The sequence below is a fragment of the Achromobacter sp. MYb9 genome (assembly GCF_002975275.1).
GTDB lineage: Bacteria > Pseudomonadota > Gammaproteobacteria > Burkholderiales > Burkholderiaceae_B > Achromobacter.
The window spans coordinates 177,288-194,718 of the sequence record NZ_PCOQ01000003.1; the positions used below are offsets into that span (position 1 = coordinate 177,288).

General features: G+C 65.3%; 10 protein-coding genes. 8 read left to right on the forward strand and 2 right to left on the reverse strand.

What is annotated here, in order from left to right:
* Positions 1 to 8 precede the first annotated feature (8 nt).
* Positions 9 to 899: a LysR family transcriptional regulator gene (locus tag CQ050_RS07255; RefSeq protein ID WP_105556134.1), complete on the reverse strand. Its 891-nt coding sequence runs from the start codon at positions 897 to 899 to the stop codon at positions 9 to 11.
* Between the two features lie 103 nt (positions 900 to 1,002).
* On the opposite strand from CQ050_RS07255, the gene CQ050_RS07260 reads away from it, so the two are divergent.
* Positions 1,003 to 2,559 carry an MFS transporter gene (locus CQ050_RS07260; RefSeq protein WP_105556303.1) on the forward strand — a complete coding sequence of 519 codons (1,557 nt, stop codon included), beginning with the start codon at positions 1,003 to 1,005 and terminating at the stop codon, positions 2,557 to 2,559.
* Positions 2,560 to 2,592: 33 nt separating this feature from the next.
* On the opposite strand, the gene CQ050_RS07265 is transcribed toward CQ050_RS07260, so the two are convergent.
* Positions 2,593 to 3,498 carry a LysR substrate-binding domain-containing protein gene (locus CQ050_RS07265; RefSeq protein ID WP_105556135.1) on the reverse strand — a complete coding sequence of 302 codons (906 nt, stop codon included), beginning with the start codon at positions 3,496 to 3,498 and terminating at the stop codon, positions 2,593 to 2,595.
* Between the two features lie 113 nt (positions 3,499 to 3,611).
* On the opposite strand from CQ050_RS07265, the gene CQ050_RS07270 reads away from it, so the two are divergent.
* The 7 genes from CQ050_RS07270 to CQ050_RS07300 all read left to right on the forward strand — a co-directional run bounded on the left by CQ050_RS07270 (position 3,612) and on the right by CQ050_RS07300 (position 17,390).
* Positions 3,612 to 4,493 (forward strand): hydrolase, encoded by an 882-nt coding sequence (locus tag CQ050_RS07270; RefSeq protein WP_105556136.1) that lies wholly within the window; start codon positions 3,612 to 3,614, stop codon positions 4,491 to 4,493.
* A gap of 61 nt (positions 4,494 to 4,554) precedes the next feature.
* Entirely contained in the window at positions 4,555 to 6,132 is a 1,578-nt protein-coding gene (locus CQ050_RS07275; RefSeq protein ID WP_105556137.1) for an ABC transporter substrate-binding protein, read from the forward strand.
* A gap of 8 nt (positions 6,133 to 6,140) precedes the next feature.
* Positions 6,141 to 7,082 carry an ABC transporter permease gene (locus CQ050_RS07280; RefSeq protein WP_105556138.1) on the forward strand — a complete coding sequence of 314 codons (942 nt, stop codon included), beginning with the start codon at positions 6,141 to 6,143 and terminating at the stop codon, positions 7,080 to 7,082.
* On the forward strand, positions 7,079 to 7,936 hold the full coding sequence (locus CQ050_RS07285; protein WP_105556139.1) for an ABC transporter permease: 858 nt from the start codon (positions 7,079 to 7,081) through the stop codon (positions 7,934 to 7,936). The genes CQ050_RS07280 and CQ050_RS07285 overlap by 4 nt, the downstream gene beginning before the upstream one ends.
* Before the next feature lie 2 nt (positions 7,937 to 7,938).
* Entirely contained in the window at positions 7,939 to 9,570 is a 1,632-nt protein-coding gene (locus CQ050_RS07290) for an ABC transporter ATP-binding protein (RefSeq protein ID WP_105556140.1), read from the forward strand.
* A gap of 34 nt (positions 9,571 to 9,604) precedes the next feature.
* Entirely contained in the window at positions 9,605 to 10,921 is a 1,317-nt protein-coding gene (locus CQ050_RS07295; RefSeq protein WP_105556141.1) for an aminotransferase class III-fold pyridoxal phosphate-dependent enzyme, read from the forward strand.
* A gap of 292 nt (positions 10,922 to 11,213) precedes the next feature.
* A complete protein-coding gene (locus CQ050_RS07300) occupies positions 11,214 to 17,390 on the forward strand; it encodes an autotransporter outer membrane beta-barrel domain-containing protein (protein ID WP_105556142.1) in 6,177 nt (2,058 codons plus the stop codon).
* The last annotated feature ends 41 nt before the right edge of the window (positions 17,391 to 17,431 follow it).

A 17,431-nucleotide genomic window follows, 5' to 3' on the forward strand; every position in this document is an offset into this window, starting at 1 on the left:
CATTGCATTCATAGGGCCGCCTGCGCATCGCCGCAGCGCTGCCCCATGAAGTCCACGAACACCCTCACCTTGGGCGACAGGTTCCGGTTCGACGGCCACACCAGTTGAAACCGGCCGGCGCCTTCGGTGTGCTGGGGCAGCACCTCTACCAGAACGCCCGCAGCCAGCGCATCGCGCGCCAGGAAATCCGGCATGCAACCGATGCCGAAACCCTGTATCACCGCGCCGCGCAGCGCTTCCATGTTGTTGCAGGTGAGCGCGGTGCGCAGCGCAGGGTCGGGGTCCGTCAGCGGCCAGCGTTGCAGGTGCCCAGAGTTTGGAAAGCGGAAGCGGACCGCGGCATGCGCGTGCAGGTCATCCGGCGATTGCGGCGTGCCGTGCGTCGCCAGATATTCCGGACAGGCGCATAACAACATCCGAAACCGGCTCAACGGTCGGGCCATCAGTCGGGAGTCCGGCAGGTCGCCGCTGCGGATCGCGACGTCCATGCGTTCGCCAATCAGGTCGACGACGCGATCATTGAAGTCCAGGTCAAGCTCGACGCCGGGATAACGCGCCGCGAAGTCGGGCAATACCGGCAGCAGGAAGTGATAGCTGATCAGCGGCGCGCTGACGCGCAGGCGGCCATGCGGTGCGTCCCGCGTGCGCGAAAGCATGGCATGGGCGTCATCGAGATCGTCCAGGATGCGCTTGCAGCGCTCGAAGTACAGGCGGCCTTCTTCGGTGAGCTGCATGCGACGCGTGCTGCGTTGGAACAGGCGCACCTGAAGGTCCTGTTCCAGGCGGGCAACGGCCTTGCCCACGGCAGAGGGCGACAGGCCAAGGTTGCGGCCTGCGGCGGCGAAGCTGCCCAGCTCCGCGCTGCAGACAAAGGGCATAAGAGCGGCAAGGCGGTCCATGTCTATTCAAGAATGTTATTCCGTAATGATCGGATTATTACCCCATTTATCGGTCAAGGCTGCCCCGTTATCTTGAAATCCCTTTTCGGATTCCGCATTGACCATGACCACGCCCGTTTCCACTTCTTCCGCCTCGCAGCGGTTGGTGCTTGCCGCCGTCTGCCTTGGCGCGCTGGTGATGCCGCTTAGTTTTACCGGCCCGGCGGTTGCGCTGCCGGCACTGGCGCAGGCGCTGCATGCCAGCCCGGAGGCGCTCAATTGGGTGACCAATGCGTTCATGCTGGCGTTTGGCAGTACCTTGTTGGCCGCCGGCGGGCTGGCCGACCGGCATGGGCGCCGGCGGGTCTATCTGTGGGGCGCGGCACTTTTCGTGCTGGCGTCGCTGGCGCTGATCGCGGCCCCGGGAATGGCGGTGTTCAACCTATTGCGGGCCGCGCAGGGGCTGGGCGGCGCGGCGATTTTGTCGGCAGGCGCCGCGGCGCTGGCGCAGGAATTCGATGGCGCGGCGCGCACGCGGGCCTTCAGCTTGATGGGCACGAGTTTCGGCGTGGGGCTTTCATTCGGACCGATCCTGTCGGGCTTGCTGGTAGCGCAATTCGGCTGGCGCGGCGTGTTCGGCCTGACGGTCTTGATGGCCCTGGCGGCGTGGGGGTTGGGATGGCGCTATCTACGCGAATCGCGCGATCCGGATGCGGGCAGGCTGGACTGGGCGGGAGCCTTCACGTTCTCGGGCGCGTTGGCGTTGCTGACGTGCATGGCGCTGCGCGTGCCGGCCGCCGGTTGGGCGGATCGCGGCACCCTGGGGTTGCTGGCGGGTTGCGTGCTGGCGTTCATCGTGTTCGTAAAAATCGAGCTGCGCAGCAAGCGGCCGTTGCTCGATCTCACGCTGTTCCGTCATCCGCGCTTCGTCGGCGTGCAACTGTTGGCCGCGGCGCCGGCGTATGGGTTCGTGGTGCTCTTGATTCTTCTGCCGGTGCGTCTGATCGCGGTGTCCGGCCTGGACGAGGTGCATGCGGGCCTGCTGATGATGGCGTTGTCGGCCCCGTTGATGGTGGTGCCGATGCTGGCGGGGCGCCTCGTTCAACGGTTTTCGGCAGCGAGCCTGTGCGCCGCCGGGCTGCTGGCGAACGCCGCGGGCTTGGCCTGGCTGAGCCACGTGATGGGGCACGCCGAGGTGTCCGCCATGGTCGGGCCGATGCTGCTGATCGGCGTGGGCATTGGTCTGCCCTGGGGGCTGATGGATGGGCTGGCGGTGAGCGTGGTGCCCAAGGAGCGCGCCGGCATGGCGGCGGGCATCTTCAGCACCTCGCGGGTGGCGGGCGAGGGCCTGGCCCTGGCGATCGTAAGCGCGATACTGGCCGGGCTGACGTCCCATTATCTTGCGGCCGTCGCGCGGGAAGGGGCGGCATCGGTGGGGACGGCGGCTCAGCGGCTGGTGGCCGGCGATGTGGCCGGGGCGATGACGCTGCTGCCGTCGGTGCAGCAAACCGCGTTGGCGCTGGCGTCGGGACAGGCGTTCGCGGCGTTGCTCTACGTGCTGTGCGCCGTGACCGTGGTGACTGCGGTGGCGCTGTATTGGTTCATCGGACGGGAGGCGCACGGCGGGGTCAAGCCCGTCCATGCCCGTCAGGAAGTATCGACGGGCGAGGCGACCAGTTGAGTGCGCCGCGCGCCGATCAAATGTCCATGGGTCTTATTTTTTGCTCTCCATAGGGCGGCCGCCTAAATCGAAAGCGACGCGCAACAATCTGCTGATTTCGCCAGTCAGATGGCGCTTGCGGCCCTGTTCCACGATGCTGATGCTGCGGAATTCTTGTGGCCCCGGCAATGACAGCACTTTCAAGGCTCGGTCTTCATTCCAATAGACGTTTTGCAGCAAGGGCACCAAGCTGACACCCACTTGTTGGCGCACCAACGCCGCAATGCCAAGGATCGAGTTGAGCTCCAGGATTTCTTGCGGCTTGACTCGCAAGCGGCGCAGCACCCGGTCGGCTTTGGAACCGGTGGCCGTATTGCGGTCATAGCGAATATAGGGCTGGGTAGTCAGCAGCTCCGTGATGTCTGGCGTTCGGGCATGAGCCTCGGCGCTTGCCAGCAAGATCAGGGGTTCGTCATATAGCCGCAAGCAGCTCAGGCCTTTGAAGTCCTGTCGGGGCGACTTCACCACCACGGCTGCGTCCAACTCGCCGGCCAGCAACAGTGGCGCCAATTCATCCGAGCGGGCGCTGGTCAGCGTGACCGACACTTTGGGATGAATGGCCTTCAACTGCACCAGACAATTGGCCAGCAGGCCCATGGCCGAAATGATGCCGCCTACCGTGATTTCGCCTTCCATGCGCAAGTCGCGATCGGGGTCTTCCAGCATCGCTTCGTAATCGGCAACCAAGCGTCTGGCCCGCGGCAGCAACAGCTGCCCTTCGCGGCTCAAACTCGTTTGTCTGTGGTTGCGCGCAAACAGGGCTCGCCGCATTTCATCTTCAAGCGCGCGCATTTGCTGGCCGACAGCGGCGCTGGTCAACGCGACCCGATCGGCTGCGGCAGCAAAGCTGCCTTCCTCGGCGACAGCAATAAATGTTTTGAGGAACCGGATGCTGCTCATGTCGCGTAGGTTTAAGGTAAAAATTTACTTTACCCTAATTAAAACTAAATTAGATTTTCTTTGTTTAGACGCTGACGGATACTGCGGGTCTTTCTCATTGAGTGGTTTAGACCATGAGCACTGCTACCCCGGAATCCCAGGCCGAACTGCTGGCGCGACAAACCGCGCGGCGTCTCTACGATCAAGGCCCGACGACGGTCTATTCCCATGTGGGCGACAGGCGTTTTTCGTACTGTCTTTACGTGCCCGAGTCCATCGAAGATGCGACGCGTCCGGTGGACCTGGTGGTTGTGGTGCACGGCTCAAACCGCGCGATGGAGACCTACCGGAACAGCTTTGCCGAGTTTGGCCGCTGGAACGACTGCATCATCCTGGCGCCGCTGTTTCCGGTGGGCGTGCAGGGCGATGGCAATGGCGACGGCTACAAGCAGATTCTTGAAGGCGATATCCGGTATGACCAGATCCTGCTGGATATGGTCACCGAGGTCGGCAGGAAATACGGCCGTCACTTCGACACCTTCGGGCTCTTCGGCTATTCGGGAGGCGGCCAATTCACCAATCGCTTCTGCTATCTGCACCCCGACCGGCTCTGGGCCGCGTCGATAGGCGCGCCCGGTTCGGTCACGCTACTGGACACCGATCGCAAGTGGTGGGTGGGCGTGGCCGATATGGAGACGCGTTTTGGCAAGGCGCTGAACCTGGACGCCTTGCGTCAAGTGCCCATCCACATGGTGGTGGGCGCTGCCGATCTTGAAACCTGGGAGATCACCCATCGCCCCGGTGGCAAGCACTACATGGAAGGCGCCAATGACGCCGGCCGCACCCGACCCGAGCGGCTGGAGCGTCTGCGCGCCAGCTTTGAAGCCGCCGGAGTGAAGGCCACGCTGGATCAAATTCCCAACGTGCCCCACATGGGCATCAAAGTCATGCCGGCCGCGCAGAAATTCTTCGCCGCGGTGTTGCGCGAACGGCGGGCCCGCCAAGTGCAGCAATAAGCACAAGCGGCATGGCCTGACGCTGGCCATGCAGCCCACCCCATTGAAGGAGGAGTACTTCATGCACAACACTGTAAAAGCCGCTCTGAGCTGCGCCACGCTGGCATTGGCGCTGGCGGCGGCCGGGGCTCACGCTACCGAGCCATCACGCATCCAGGTCGGCATCAACGGAGATATCCGCAGCACCGACCCTGGCGTCAACCGGGACGAGAACACCGACGCCGTCGTCATGCATGTGGTGGAGGGCCTGGTGGCCTACCGCGAAGACGCGACCGTGGGCCCCATGCTGGCCGAGTCGATCAGCGTTTCCGACGATGGACGCAGCTATCGCTTCAAATTGCGCGACGGCGTGCGTTTTCATAATGGCGCGCCGCTGACAGCCGCCGAGGTTCTGTGGACCTGGCACCGTTACCTGGATCCCAAGACGCAATGGCGCTGCCTGGCCGACTTTGATGGCCGTGGCCTGCTCAAGGTGCAGGACATCAGCAGCCCGGATTCGATGACCGTGGTCTTCACGCTGGAGCAGCCCAATGCCCTGTTTCTGGCGACCATGGCCAGGACCGATTGCGGCGGCGCCGGCATTCTGCATCCGGACTCGCTGACACCCGAGGGGGCATGGCGTGCCCCGGTCGGTACCGGGCCCTTCAAAGTAGGGCAGTGGCAACGCGGGCAATATATTGACCTGCAACGCTTTGCCGAATACGCCGCACGCGCCGAGGCCATGCCGGATGGCTATACCGGTAACAAGCAGGCGCTAGTGGACCAAGTGCGCTTTGTCGTGATTCCCGACAGCGCCACGGCAAAGGCCGCGCTGATGGCACGTGGCGTCGACCTGCTGCCCGACGTCACGGCAACGGACGCGGCTGATTTGAAGCAGGCCAAGGGCGTGACCATCCAGGTCAGCCCCGCCATGTCCATCAACGGCTTGCTGTTCCAGACCCGTGACCCGCTGCTGAAAGATGTGCGCATTCGCCGCGCCATTGCGCTGTCGCTGGATTACGGCCAGATGGTGGCCACGCTGTCCAGCGGACTGTCCCAGGTCAACAACTCGGCCGTGCCCAGCAGCAGCACCTACTATGACGCGGCCACTGCCAAGGGCTATGGCACTGATCTGGCCGAGGCACGCGCCTTGCTAAGCGCCGCCGGCTATCGCGGCCAGCCGATCAAGATGATCGTGAACAAGCGCTATCCGCAGATGTTCGATATGGGCATTCTGAGCCAGGCCATGCTGGCGTCCGTGGGCATCAACATCCAGATGGAAACGCTGGAATGGGGCACGCAGCTGGAACGCTACCAGAGCGGCAACTACCAAATGATGTCGTTCTCCTATTCGCCGCGTTTCGACCCGGCCTTGAGTTTTGAGCAATTGTTGGGAGACAAGTCCAAGGAAGCCCGCAAAGTCTGGGACAACGCTGACGCCATCGGCGTCTTGCGCCAAGCCATGCGTGAAGCCGAACCGGCGAAGCGTCAGGCGCTGTTCGATCAGCTGCATGGCATGTTGATCCAGGATGTGCCCATGGTCATCATCTACAACGGCACGGCCATCGGCGCGTTCCGTGACGGCGTTCAGGGCTATCGAACCTGGCCGATATCGAAGCCGCGCCTGTGGGGTGTGTCTTTGGCCACGACCGCGAAATAGGCCCCGTCATGTTGCGATTCTTCCTGCAGCGCTTGGGCATGGCGCTGCCCACTTTGCTGCTGATCTCCATCATGGTGTTTGGCCTGATCCGTTTTATCCCCGGTGACCCAGCCTTGCTGATGCTGGGGGATATGGCAGACGCGCACAGCCTGGCTGAGATGCGCAAGGCTCTGGGTCTGGATCACTCTATCGTGACCCAGTACCTGATCTGGATCCGGGCCGTGTTGAGCGGCGATTTCGGCTTGTCCATCAGCAGCAGCCAGCCGGTGCAGGATCTGCTGGTCGAGCGCTTCAGCGTCAGCGCCGTCATCGTCCTGATTTCGGTTGGCCTTGCCGTGCTGCTGGCCGTGCCGGTTGGCCTCTACGCGGCATGGAAGCAGAACAGCCTGATGGATCTGGGCTTGGTCGCCAGCGCGACCTTGCTGTTGTCGATTCCGGCCTTCTGGCTGGGCTTGCTGCTGCTGTACTTCTTCGGCATGCAGTTGGGCTGGCTCCCTATCGTTGGCTACGTCAGCGTCAGCGCAGATCCCTTGCGAGGGCTGAGCTACCTGGTCCTGCCTGTGGTAACGCTGACGCTGGTGGAGTTCGGCTCGATTGCCCGCATGGCGCGCGCCAGCACGATCGAGGTCTTGCGGCTGGAGTACATCGCCCACGCCCGCGCCAAGGGCCTGTCGGAAACGGCGGTGCTGTGGGGCCATGCCTTGCGCAATGCCTTTGCGCCGACCTGGACGCTGGTGGGCCTGATTCTGGGCAATCTGCTGGGCGGCATCGCGGTGCTGGAAACCGTCTTCACGCTTCCGGGCATCGGCAGGCTTATGGTGGATTCGATTTTTGCGCGCGACTATCCGGTCTTGCAAGGGTGTCTTCTGTTGATCACCAGCATCTATGTCGTGGTGAATTTGATCGTCGACCTGCTGTATCCGGTCTTTGATCCCAGGGTGAAACTATGAATGGCAACGCCATCTCTCTGCCGGCAGTGCCTGCGCGGCGCCGCAGCCTGCCGGCACTCAATGCCTTGATCGGCGGTGGCCTCCTGCTGAGTCTGGTCGCGCTGGCCCTGCTGGGCCTGGTGTGGACGCCGTATGACCCGCTGAAGCTGGATCTGAGCTTCCGCCTTCAGGCGCCCAGCGCGCTTCATTGGCTGGGGACGGACGAGTTCGGCCGCGATATCTTGAGCCGTCTGATCATTGGCGCCTCGACCAGCTTGTGGATCAGCCTCCTGTCCGTGGCGGTGGCCTTGGCATGCGGCACCATGATAGGCATGCTGGCCGGCTACCTTCGTGGCTGGACTGACCGCATCCTGATGATGTTCAACGATGCCTTGCTGGCCTTTCCGGGAATCCTGCTGGCGTTGGGCATCATGGCCGTCTTGGGCGCCAGCCAATACAGCATTGTGCTTGCCTTGGGCATGGCCTATACGCCGTCGGTGGTGCGTGTGGTCCGCGGCAGCGTGTTGTCGCTGCGTGAGCGCGAGTTCATCGAGGCGTCCCGAGTCATCGGCAATTCCGAGCTGTACACGATGTTCCGCCACATTGTTCCCAACTGCCTGGCGCCGGTGTGCGTGCTGGCTACCAGCATGTTCGGCTGGGCACTGCTGTCCGAAAGCGCATTGAGCTTTCTGGGGCTGGGCGTGCCGCCGCCTGCCGCCACCTGGGGCAGCATGTTGGCGGCTAGCCGGCCTTACATCGCTTCGGCCGCCTGGCTGGGCGTGTTTCCCGGTGTGCTGATCAGCATGGCCTTGCTGGGTATCAATCTGTTTGGCGATGCCTTGCGCGATCGCCTCGATCCGCGCATGAGGAAGTGAGCATGACCGAGAAAGCGCCGCTATTGTCTGTGAAGAACCTTAAGATCCGTGCCGGCCTGGATGGCCCGCTGGCCGTGAACGATGTCAGTTTCGAGCTTGCGCCAGGCGAGATCCTGGCCTTGGTGGGCGAGTCGGGCAGCGGCAAGACCATGGCCGCCCGCGCCGTGATCGGCCTGTTGCCCGCTCCCATGCAGGTGGTTGGCGGCAGCATAGGCTTCAAGGGTCAGGCCCTGGACACCCGGAACGCCAGAGCCTTGCGTCGTGTGCGTGGGGCCGAGATCGGCATGGTGTTCCAGGAACCCATGGTCTCGCTCAACCCGGCTTTGACCATAGGCCGGCAAATGAGTGAAGCCCTCAAACTGCATACCCAGCTCAGCGCTGCCGATATACGCCGGCGCTGCCTGACCATGTTGGAGCGCATCGGTATCAAGGATCCAGTGCGCTGCCTGACCGCCTATCCGCACGAATTCTCGGGCGGCATGCGCCAGCGCATCATGCTGGCTTCGGTCATGCTGCTGCGTCCGGCCCTGTTGATCGCCGATGAACCGACCACGGCGCTGGACTGCCTGGCGCAGTTGGACGTCATCGAGCTGATGCTGGAGCTGACTCGCGAGCAGGGCACGGCCGTGCTTTTCATCAGTCATGATCTTTCGCTGGTGGCGCGCTACGCCAGCAAGGTCGTTGTCATGCGTAATGGACAGGCGGTCGAGCAGGGGCCGACGGCCTCCATCCTGCTCAACCCGCAAGCCGATTACACCCGTCAGTTGCTGGAGGCGCTGCCGCGCCGTGGCGTTCTTCCCCCTTTGCCCCAGGCCAGCGCACCGCTGGTCGAAATCAAAGGCGTGTGCATCGAATACCCCGGCCAGCGCAGCTTCTGGTCGCGCAGCGCCGCCTATCGCGTGGTGCGCAGCGTGGATCTCAGCATCGCGCCGGGTGAAACGCTGGCCCTGGTCGGCGGCAGCGGCTCTGGCAAGACCACGCTGGGGCGCGCCGTGGCGGGGTTGGTCAAACCCTGCGCCGGCAGCATCAAGTTTGATGGCGTGGACCTGCTCAGGTCCGTTCACCGCAGCGCCCGCCTGCAATGCCAGATGATCTTTCAGGACCCTTATTCTTCGCTGGACCCTCGTATGCGAATAGGGCAGATTCTGGACGAACCTCTCCGTCATAGTGATGACCTGGACGCCTCGCAGCGTCGCACACGGGTAGCGGAAACGCTGAACGATGTCGGCTTGAATCCGTCGTTCCGTGACCGCTTCCCGCATCAGCTGTCTGGCGGCCAGCGCCAGCGTGTGGCCATCGGCCGTGCACTGGTGCGGCGGCCGAAGATGGTCATTGCCGACGAACCGATTTCGGCGCTGGATATGACCATCCAGAAGCAGATTCTGGATCTGTTCGAGCGCTTGCAGAAGCAATACGGGTTTGCCTGCTTGTTTATCTCGCATGATCTGGCGGCCGTTGAACGGATCGCGCATCGCGTCGCGGTGATGAGCCAGGGGGAAATAGTGGAAGTCGCCGGCCGCGATGCCTTGTTCGACCATCCGCAACACCCCTATACACGCAAATTGCTGGCCGCAGCCAGCCCGCTGGAACGGCTAGCCAACGGTGGCTATCGCATCCGCTCGGCGCAACCCTGAGCCGGCCCCCGTTTCAATCATTCAAGGAGATTCCATGACCGACGCCAGTTCCGTTTCCGATGCATTCTGGGCGCCTTTCACTCCCATGCGGCAGTTTCAACAGCAGCCCATGATGTTCGATAGCGCCGACGGCATGTACTACCGCACGTCCGACGGCCGCCAGATTCTGGACGCCATGGCCGGCCTGTGGTGCGTCAACGCCGGTCACGGCCAGGCCAGCATCGTGCAGGCCATTCAACAGGCCGCCGCTCGCCTGGACTTTGTGTCCTCGTTCAAGATGAGCCACCCGGCAGCGCAGACCATGTCGGACGCCCTGATTGAATTGGCGCCCGAAGGCATGGACCGGGTGTTCTTCACCAACTCTGGCTCCGAAGCCGTCGACACGGCCTTGAAGATCGCGCGCGCCTACCATCAGGCACGCGGCGACAGCCGCCGCATCAAGTTCATCGGCCGGGCCAAGGGCTATCACGGCATGGGCTTTGGCGGCCTTTCCGTCTCGGGAATCGGCCGTCAGAAGCGCGACTTCGGCCCGCTGCTGGGTGAAGTCAGCCATTTGCCGTTGCCTTATGACGCCAGCATGCGCTTTAGCGCCGGGCAACCCGAACAGGGCGCCAGCTATGCGGAAGCGCTCACGCAATTGCTGGATATCCAGGACCCGAGCACGGTTGCCGCCGTCATCGTCGAGCCGGTAACCGGTTCGGGCGGCGTTTATCCGCCACCGGTCGGCTATCTGCAACGCTTGCGCGAGCTGTGCACCCAGCACGGCGTGTTGCTGATTTTTGACGAAGTGATCACCGGCTTCGGGCGCGTTGGCGGCAACTTCGCCTCGCAGGTCTTTGGCGTTACGCCCGACTTGATGACGGTGGCCAAGGGGCTGACAAACGGCGCGGTGCCCATGGGGGGCGTCATCGTCAGCGGCGGCGTCTATGAGGCCTTCATGGCCGGCCCGCCGCAGGTGGTGGAACTGATGCACGGCTACACCTATTCCGCCCACCCGCTGGCCTGCGCCGCCGGGCTGGCGACGCTGCGTTTGCATCAGGAACTGGGCATCAACGCCATGGTGCAGGAGATCAGTCCCTTCTGGCAGTCTTGCGCGCTGGCGCTCAAAGGCCTGCCGCATGTCAACGACGTGCGCAGCATCGGGTTGTTGTGCGCTGTGGACCTGGCGCCGCGAGCTGGCGCAGTCGGCATGCGGGGCGCAGATGTCGCACGCTATTGCTTTGACCACGGCGTGCTCGTGCGCGCATCCGGTGACATGATCGTCATTTCGCCGCCGCTGATCATCAGCCCTGTTCAAGTCGAACAGATATTCGAATGTTTGCGACAAGCACTACTTCTTGACGGCCTATGACTGGCGGGTGACTCAAAGCGGGAGCATGGATCGAATTTCCTGGCCGGGCTCCGCCCAAGACCGGTCGTATTCGATTACCTGCGTTGACGCGCAATTGAATCCATACGTACGAATTTGCCGCCAACGCCCGCGCTTGATGCAGCGGCGATCCGTTCCGACGAAGAAAATCCACGATTCGTCGAAAAAATAATGCCTTATCTCTGGGCCCCGAATTAAATCGACACGTCTTCGACTTAATTTGAAACAGCCGCCGGCCCGATTGTGCCGAGCGGCTGCCCGCAAAGGACCAGAGATGAAGCACCTGACTGCCAACCTGACGGCGCGCAGAAGTGTCGCCGCCGTATTCGAGCCGAGCCCGTGGCCCGCGCGGCCCGCGCGCTCCGCTCTTGGGCTGCTTTCTTCCATGTCGATGACCGCCATCGGCCTGATTCTGGCCCAGCCCGCGATGGCCGACATTTCCTGTCCGTCGCCCAGTTCGTCCAGCTCCAGCACGACGACGTGCACGGTCGCCTCGAACCAGAGCGGCAACCTGACCGTTGACTACACCGGGGGCACGGGCACCGGCACCAACAACGGTGGCTATGGCGGCAACTACATCGTGGTCAACAGCGGCTACCTGGGGCCTAACCCCCTGCAGGCGGCGCTGCTGGTGCGCCTGAAGGGCGGCACAGGGTCGCCGGATGGCAAGGACGCCGGCACCTTTGGCGGCTGGGGCGGCGCGATCACCATCACGAACTACGGATCGGCCGAGACCAACGTTTCTCCCACGGAGACCCCGCAGGGGACCGCGCCGGGTGTCTGGGACGACTACAGCGCGCAGTTTGGCATCTATGGCGCGTCGGTGGGCGGCACGGGCGGCACGCCGCCGGATAACTTCGGCGGTGGCAGCGGCGGTAGCGGCGGCAATGGATCCGCCGTGAATATCAGCAACAGCGGACAGGTCCAGATGCAGAGCCTGCCTTATGGCGGCGTGGGCATCTACGGGGCCAGCATCGGAGGCGCCGGCGGTACGCAGATGAGCGCGGTGGGCAGCGATCAGGTGGGCGGCAATGGCGGCAACAGCGATATCGTCAATATCACCAATACCGGCTCGGTTTCGGTGTCGTCCGGCAGCGCGGGCCGCTACGCCTGGGGCATCGGCGCGGAATCGCTGGGCGGCGCCGGGGGGGTCTATAACGGCTGGGGCGGCACGGGCGGCGGCGGAAATCCGGCGGCCACCACGATCATCACGAACAGCGGAAAGGTGCTGGTCAATGTGGGGGTTTCTGGCAGCGCCACCAGCAACCTTCTGACCAATGGCGTGCGCGGGCTGTATGTCACAAGCCAGGGCAATGCGGGGTTTACCTCCAGCGATGGCAGCGACAACGGCGGGCAGGGGGGCGGATTCGGCACCATGGCGGCCGTCAACAACGGCCAGATTTCGGTCACCAGCAATTCCCTGACGGAACCGACGACCTTGGCGGCCCTGTCCGGCGGCATCGTGGTGGTGGGCCTGGGCGGCAATGGCGGCGGCGGGCCGATGACCAGCACCAACACCACCGGCGAGCGCGGCGGCAATGGGGGCTCGGCCCTTTCGTCGGCGACCGTCACACTCAACAACGGCTCGTCGATCACTACCAGCGGCAGCTACCTGCCCGGCGTGAGCGTGATCAGCCAGGGCGGCAACGGCGGCCCCGGGCGCGAAAACAGCAACGGCGCCAATGGCGGCAATGGCGGCACCGTCCAGGTCGGCATGAGCGGCAGCGCCAGCATAAGCACCTACGGCACCCAATCCCACGGCATCGCCGCGCGCAGCGTGGGCGGCACGGGAGGCGGCGTGGAGACCAGCAGCGGCCTGATCGATTTCACACCTGAAAACGGGGGCGTGGGCGGCACCGGCGGCACGGTCAATGTGACGACCGGCGATGCGTCGACGGGAACTGCCGGCGGCACGATCAAAACGCAGGGAGATTATTCGATCGGCATCCTGGGCCAGTCGATGGGCGGCATCGGCGGCACCACCACGGGCAATTTCGAGATGTTCGGTAATGCTGGCGCCGATGCCGGCAGCGGCGGCAACAGCGGCACGGTCAACATCGATAGCCGCACCGCCATCACCACCTACGGAACGTCATCGCACGGCATCGTGGCGCAAGCCATCGGCGGAGGCGGCGGCACGGCGGGCGCCAGCGCCGGTCTGGTCTCTGTGGGCGGCGCGGGCGGCAGCGCCGTCGCTGGCGGCACGGTGAACATCACCCAGAACGGGAACCTGAGCGTCAGCGGTTCGGCGGCCATCGGCATGCTGGCCCAATCCATCGGCGGCGGCGGGGGCGCAGGCGGCCAGGCCACGGTCAACCTGACCGGGAATTCGGTCTATGCGTGGGGCGATCATGGCTACGGCATCGTTTCACAGGCGATCGGCGGAGGCGGCGGGACGGGGGGCGCCGCGTCCGCCTACGATGCCGGCGTGGGGTTTTCCATGGCGGTCGCGATCGGCGGCACGGGCGGCAACGGCGGCACCGGCGGCACGGCGGCAGCCAACCTTTCCAATTCCAGCGTGATGACTGGCGCGAGCGACGCCCATGGCGTGCTCGTGCAATCCATCGGCGGCGGCGGTGGCGCGGGCGGCGCGTCGGTGGCCAAGGCCTTGACCGTTGCCGTTCCCGATGAGGACGCCTCGTTCGGCGTCGCGGTCAGCTTTGCCATGGGCGGGTCGGGCGCCGCGGGCGGGGCAGGGTCCACGGCCACGGCCACGCTGACCAATGCCGGCGTTACGACAAGCGGCGCGAACGCGCAGGGTGTGATCGTGCAGTCCATCGGTGGCGGCGGCGGTGCGGGGGGAAGCGCTTCGGCGACGTCGACGGTGATCGGCACGGGCGACTCGGTCGGGGGATCTCTGCAGGCGGCGCTGGGCGGCAGCGGGGGCAGCGGCAACACGGGCGGCACCGCGTCGCTCGTCATGCAGGGCAGCAGCATCACCACCTCGGGCGATTCCGCCAATGCGATCCTGGTGCAGAGCGTGGGCGGCGGCGGCGGCGCCGGGGGCGTGGGATCGGCCACCGGGCGCAGCATCAATACCGATGCCAATGTGTCGATCTCGGTGGCCTTGGGCGGCAGCGGCAACTCGGGCGGCAATGGCGGCACCGCCAGCCTGACGATCGACCCCAGCAGTTCGGTGACCACGCATGGCGACGGCGCGCGCGCCGCGCTGGTGCAGTCCATCGGCGGCGGCGGCGGAGCATCGCAGGGCGGCCAGGTCGGCCTGGAGGTGAGCGCCACCGAAGAGGACAGCACCACGGACGTCCGCGGCTCGGTCTCCGTCGGCCGCGGTGGCGGCGGCGGCGGCAACGGCGGCGCGATCAACCTGAACAGCGACGGCAACATCACCACCTATGGCGCCGACGCCGACGGCCTGCTGGCGCAAAGCATCGGCGGCTCCGGCGGCCTGGGCGGCGCCGTGGGCGGCAATAGCGGCACCCCCTCTACGCTGCCCTGGGTGAACGATTCCGGGACTACCTATCAGTTCAACGTGGCCGTCGGCGGGACGGGCGGAGCGGGCGGTAGTGGCGGCGCCATCGGCAGCAGCAGCGCGCCGGCCATTCTGGGGGCCTACACCCAGACGTATGGCGACTATGCCGACGCGGCGGTGGTGCAATCCATCGGCGGCGGCGGCGGCGTGGGCGGCGCGTCCACGGTGTCGTCCAGCGTGTCCATGTCCAATGTGACCCTGGCGGTCGGGGGGCGTGGAGGCAACGGGGGATCGGGTGGCGCAATCACGGCGTGGTTGAACGGCGATGGCGCAAACGCCTTCAACACGGCAGGCTACGGTGCGGCGGGCGTCGTGCTGCAGTCCATTGGCGGCGGCGGCGGCATGGCGGGCTCGGGCTCGCCTCAGGCGCGCGGCCAGATGCAGCTGGGCGGCGAGCAGGGCAACGGCGGCGCCATCACCGTCACCGGCGGCAGCTGGGCCTCCATCCAGACCCAGGGCGACAGCGCCTACGGCCTGGTCGCGCAATCGATCGGCGGAGGCGGGGGCATCGCCATGGCGGGCAGCGCCGGTTCGGCGGCCAATCCCGGCAGCCAGCAGTTCAGCATGATTGCGGGCAACACCAGCGGCTACGGCCTCGGCGGCGCCGTCACGGTTTCCGCTGGACTGAACCTGAACACCTATGGCGCCAGGGCGATGGGCGTCGTCGCGCAGTCCATCGGCGCCGGCGGGGGCATCGCGACGACGGGCACCGCAAGCGGCATGGGAACGATACAGCTGGGCAGCCAGCGCAATGGTTCCTACGGCGCGGATGGCGGCAACGTGACGCTCGACCTGAGCGGCAGCATTGCGACGCGAGGCGCCGGTGCGCACGGTATCGTCGCCCAATCAATCAGCGGGGGCGGGGGCATCTTGGGCGACGTGTCCCAAGCCATTCAGTTCAATCCGGCGGGGTTCGCGAGGCAATCGGTCTCGGTCAACTCCAACGGAGGCGGCGGCGCCATGGTCAGCGTGGCTTTCAATGGCAGCATGACGACGGTTGGCGCCAATTCGCATGGCATCATCGCGCAATCGATCGGCGGCGGCGGCGGTCTTGCCGGCGGTCCCCAAGGCGGATTCGCGGGATCCATCGGGCAGGGCGGCCGCTCAAGCACTGTCCAAGTCCAGCAGGCGGGCACCTTGCAGGCCACGGGCGCGGGATCGGTGGGCATATTCGCGCAAAGCGACAGCGGCACTGCACCTGACAGCGCGGTTTCCGTCGTCGTCAGCGGCGATGTGCAAGGCGGCTCGGGGTCCGGCAGCGGCGTCTGGATTGCGTCGGGAAAGAGCAATCGGCTGGTCGTGAATGCAGGCGCCTCGCTGGGCGCCTTGTCGGGCGTGGCCGCGCGCTACGACGGAAAGTACAACACCGGGTCGGGTTCCACGCTGACCATCGACAACTACGGCACGCTGTCCGGCAGCACGCTGTGCGGCAATGCCGACGGCAACACGGCCTGCGTCCTCAACAATCACGCCGGCGCCGTGGCCACCGACGCCGTGGCCTACAACGGCAACGTCCGCAACGACGGGCTGATCGTGATCGGCAAGCCCGGCCAGTTCCAGACCCTGACGGTCAGCGGCGGCCTGACCCAGTCCGGCAGCGGCGTGCTGCGCGCCGACGTGGACTTCGACAAGCTGCGCGCCTCGCACATGGTCGTTGAGGGCGATGCCGACCTTGCCGGCGGCATGGACGTGCTGCCCCAGGCGTTGCTGCCCAAGCGCGAACTGTCCGTGCTGACGGTGCAGGGACGCTCGCAGGGGACGCTTACGGCGGTGGACAGCCCGGTCTTTGACTACGAAACGCGCCAGGTCGGGCCGGAAACCCGCATTCGGGTCGAATCGGCGGATTTCAACGCCTCTTCCATGGGCTTGAAAGCGAACCAGGGGCAGGTCGCGAACAATCTGCAGCGAATTTGGGACGCGGGCGGAAACTCGGCGCTGGCACCGATGTTCGCGCAGTTGGACCTGGCTTCGCGCCAGGGCGCTGGCGCCTACCGTGACAGCGTCGCCAACCTGTCGCCGGGCGTGACTCTCGCGCCAGCAGCGCAATCCGCGGCCAACCTGGGGCAGTTCACCAACACCATGATGTCGTGCCCCACGTTCACGGGCGCCGATGCGATGACCGGCGAGCAGAATTGCTTCTGGGGCCAGGTGAGCGGCCGCGCCACCAATCAGGATGGCAGCCGCGGCACTTCGGGCTTCAGTTTCGACACCGTCACGTATCAATTCGGCGGCCAGCGCAGCCTTGGCCCCGGCTGGTTCCTTGGCGGGTCCATGGCGTACGAAAGCAGCCATGTGCGCGCCCGCGACGGCAACGTCAGCGGCAATGGCGACAGCGGCTACGCGGGCGTGGTGCTGAAGCGCGAAACGGGACAGTGGGTCTTCTCCGCGGCCCTGGGCGGCGGCTATGGCAGCTATCGGATGGACCGCGGCATCGACATTGCCGGCTATCAGGAGACCCTGACCAGCCGGCCCGACGTGTACGGCTTCAATGCGCGCCTGCGTGCCGCCCGCACCTTCGCGCATAGCAATATGTATGTGAAGCCCTACGTGGACCTGGACTTCAGCTACAGCCGCATGCCCGCGTACACGGAGTCGGGTTCCAATCCGCTGGCGCTGTCGGTCGACGGCAGCGACCAGTTCGTCATGGGCCTGTCGCCCATGATCGAAATCGGCGGCCGTGCGGAACTGAAGAACGGCGCGATGCTGCGTCCATTCCTGTATGCAGGCGCGTCCTTCCTGTCGCAGGACGACTGGACCTCCAGTGCGCGCCTGCGCGGCGCGCCGCGGGGCACGGGCGCCTTCGACACCTCGCTGCCGGTCGATGACGTGGTCGGCAAGGTGGGCGCGGGGCTCGAGGTGATGAAGGCGGGTAGCGTGAATTTCCGCTTGCAATACGAAGGCCGCTTCTCGGAGCACGTAAGCAGCCACAGCGCGGCGCTGAAGGTGATGGTGCCGTTCTGAGCGCGGCGCGGGGGCGGTGGGCCGCCGCGACGGCGTGGGCC

Bases quoted from the DNA above. Each gene is read 5' to 3' on its own strand.
- CQ050_RS07285 (WP_105556139.1), top strand. From the start codon at position 7,079: ATGAATGGCAACGCCATCTCTCTGCCGGCAGTGCCTGCGCGGCGCCGC.
- CQ050_RS07270 (WP_105556136.1), top strand. From the start codon at position 3,612: ATGAGCACTGCTACCCCGGAATCCCAGGCCGAACTGCTGGCGCGACAA.
- CQ050_RS07290 (WP_105556140.1), top strand. From the start codon at position 7,939: ATGACCGAGAAAGCGCCGCTATTGTCTGTGAAGAACCTTAAGATCCGT.
- CQ050_RS07275 (WP_105556137.1), top strand. From the start codon at position 4,555: ATGCACAACACTGTAAAAGCCGCTCTGAGCTGCGCCACGCTGGCATTG.
- CQ050_RS07265 (WP_105556135.1), bottom strand. From the start codon at position 3,498: ATGAGCAGCATCCGGTTCCTCAAAACATTTATTGCTGTCGCCGAGGAA.
- CQ050_RS07295 (WP_105556141.1), top strand. From the start codon at position 9,605: ATGACCGACGCCAGTTCCGTTTCCGATGCATTCTGGGCGCCTTTCACT.
- CQ050_RS07260 (WP_105556303.1), top strand. From the start codon at position 1,003: ATGACCACGCCCGTTTCCACTTCTTCCGCCTCGCAGCGGTTGGTGCTT.
- CQ050_RS07255 (WP_105556134.1), bottom strand. From the start codon at position 899: ATGGACCGCCTTGCCGCTCTTATGCCCTTTGTCTGCAGCGCGGAGCTG.
- CQ050_RS07280 (WP_105556138.1), top strand. From the start codon at position 6,141: ATGTTGCGATTCTTCCTGCAGCGCTTGGGCATGGCGCTGCCCACTTTG.
- CQ050_RS07300 (WP_105556142.1), top strand. From the start codon at position 11,214: ATGAAGCACCTGACTGCCAACCTGACGGCGCGCAGAAGTGTCGCCGCC.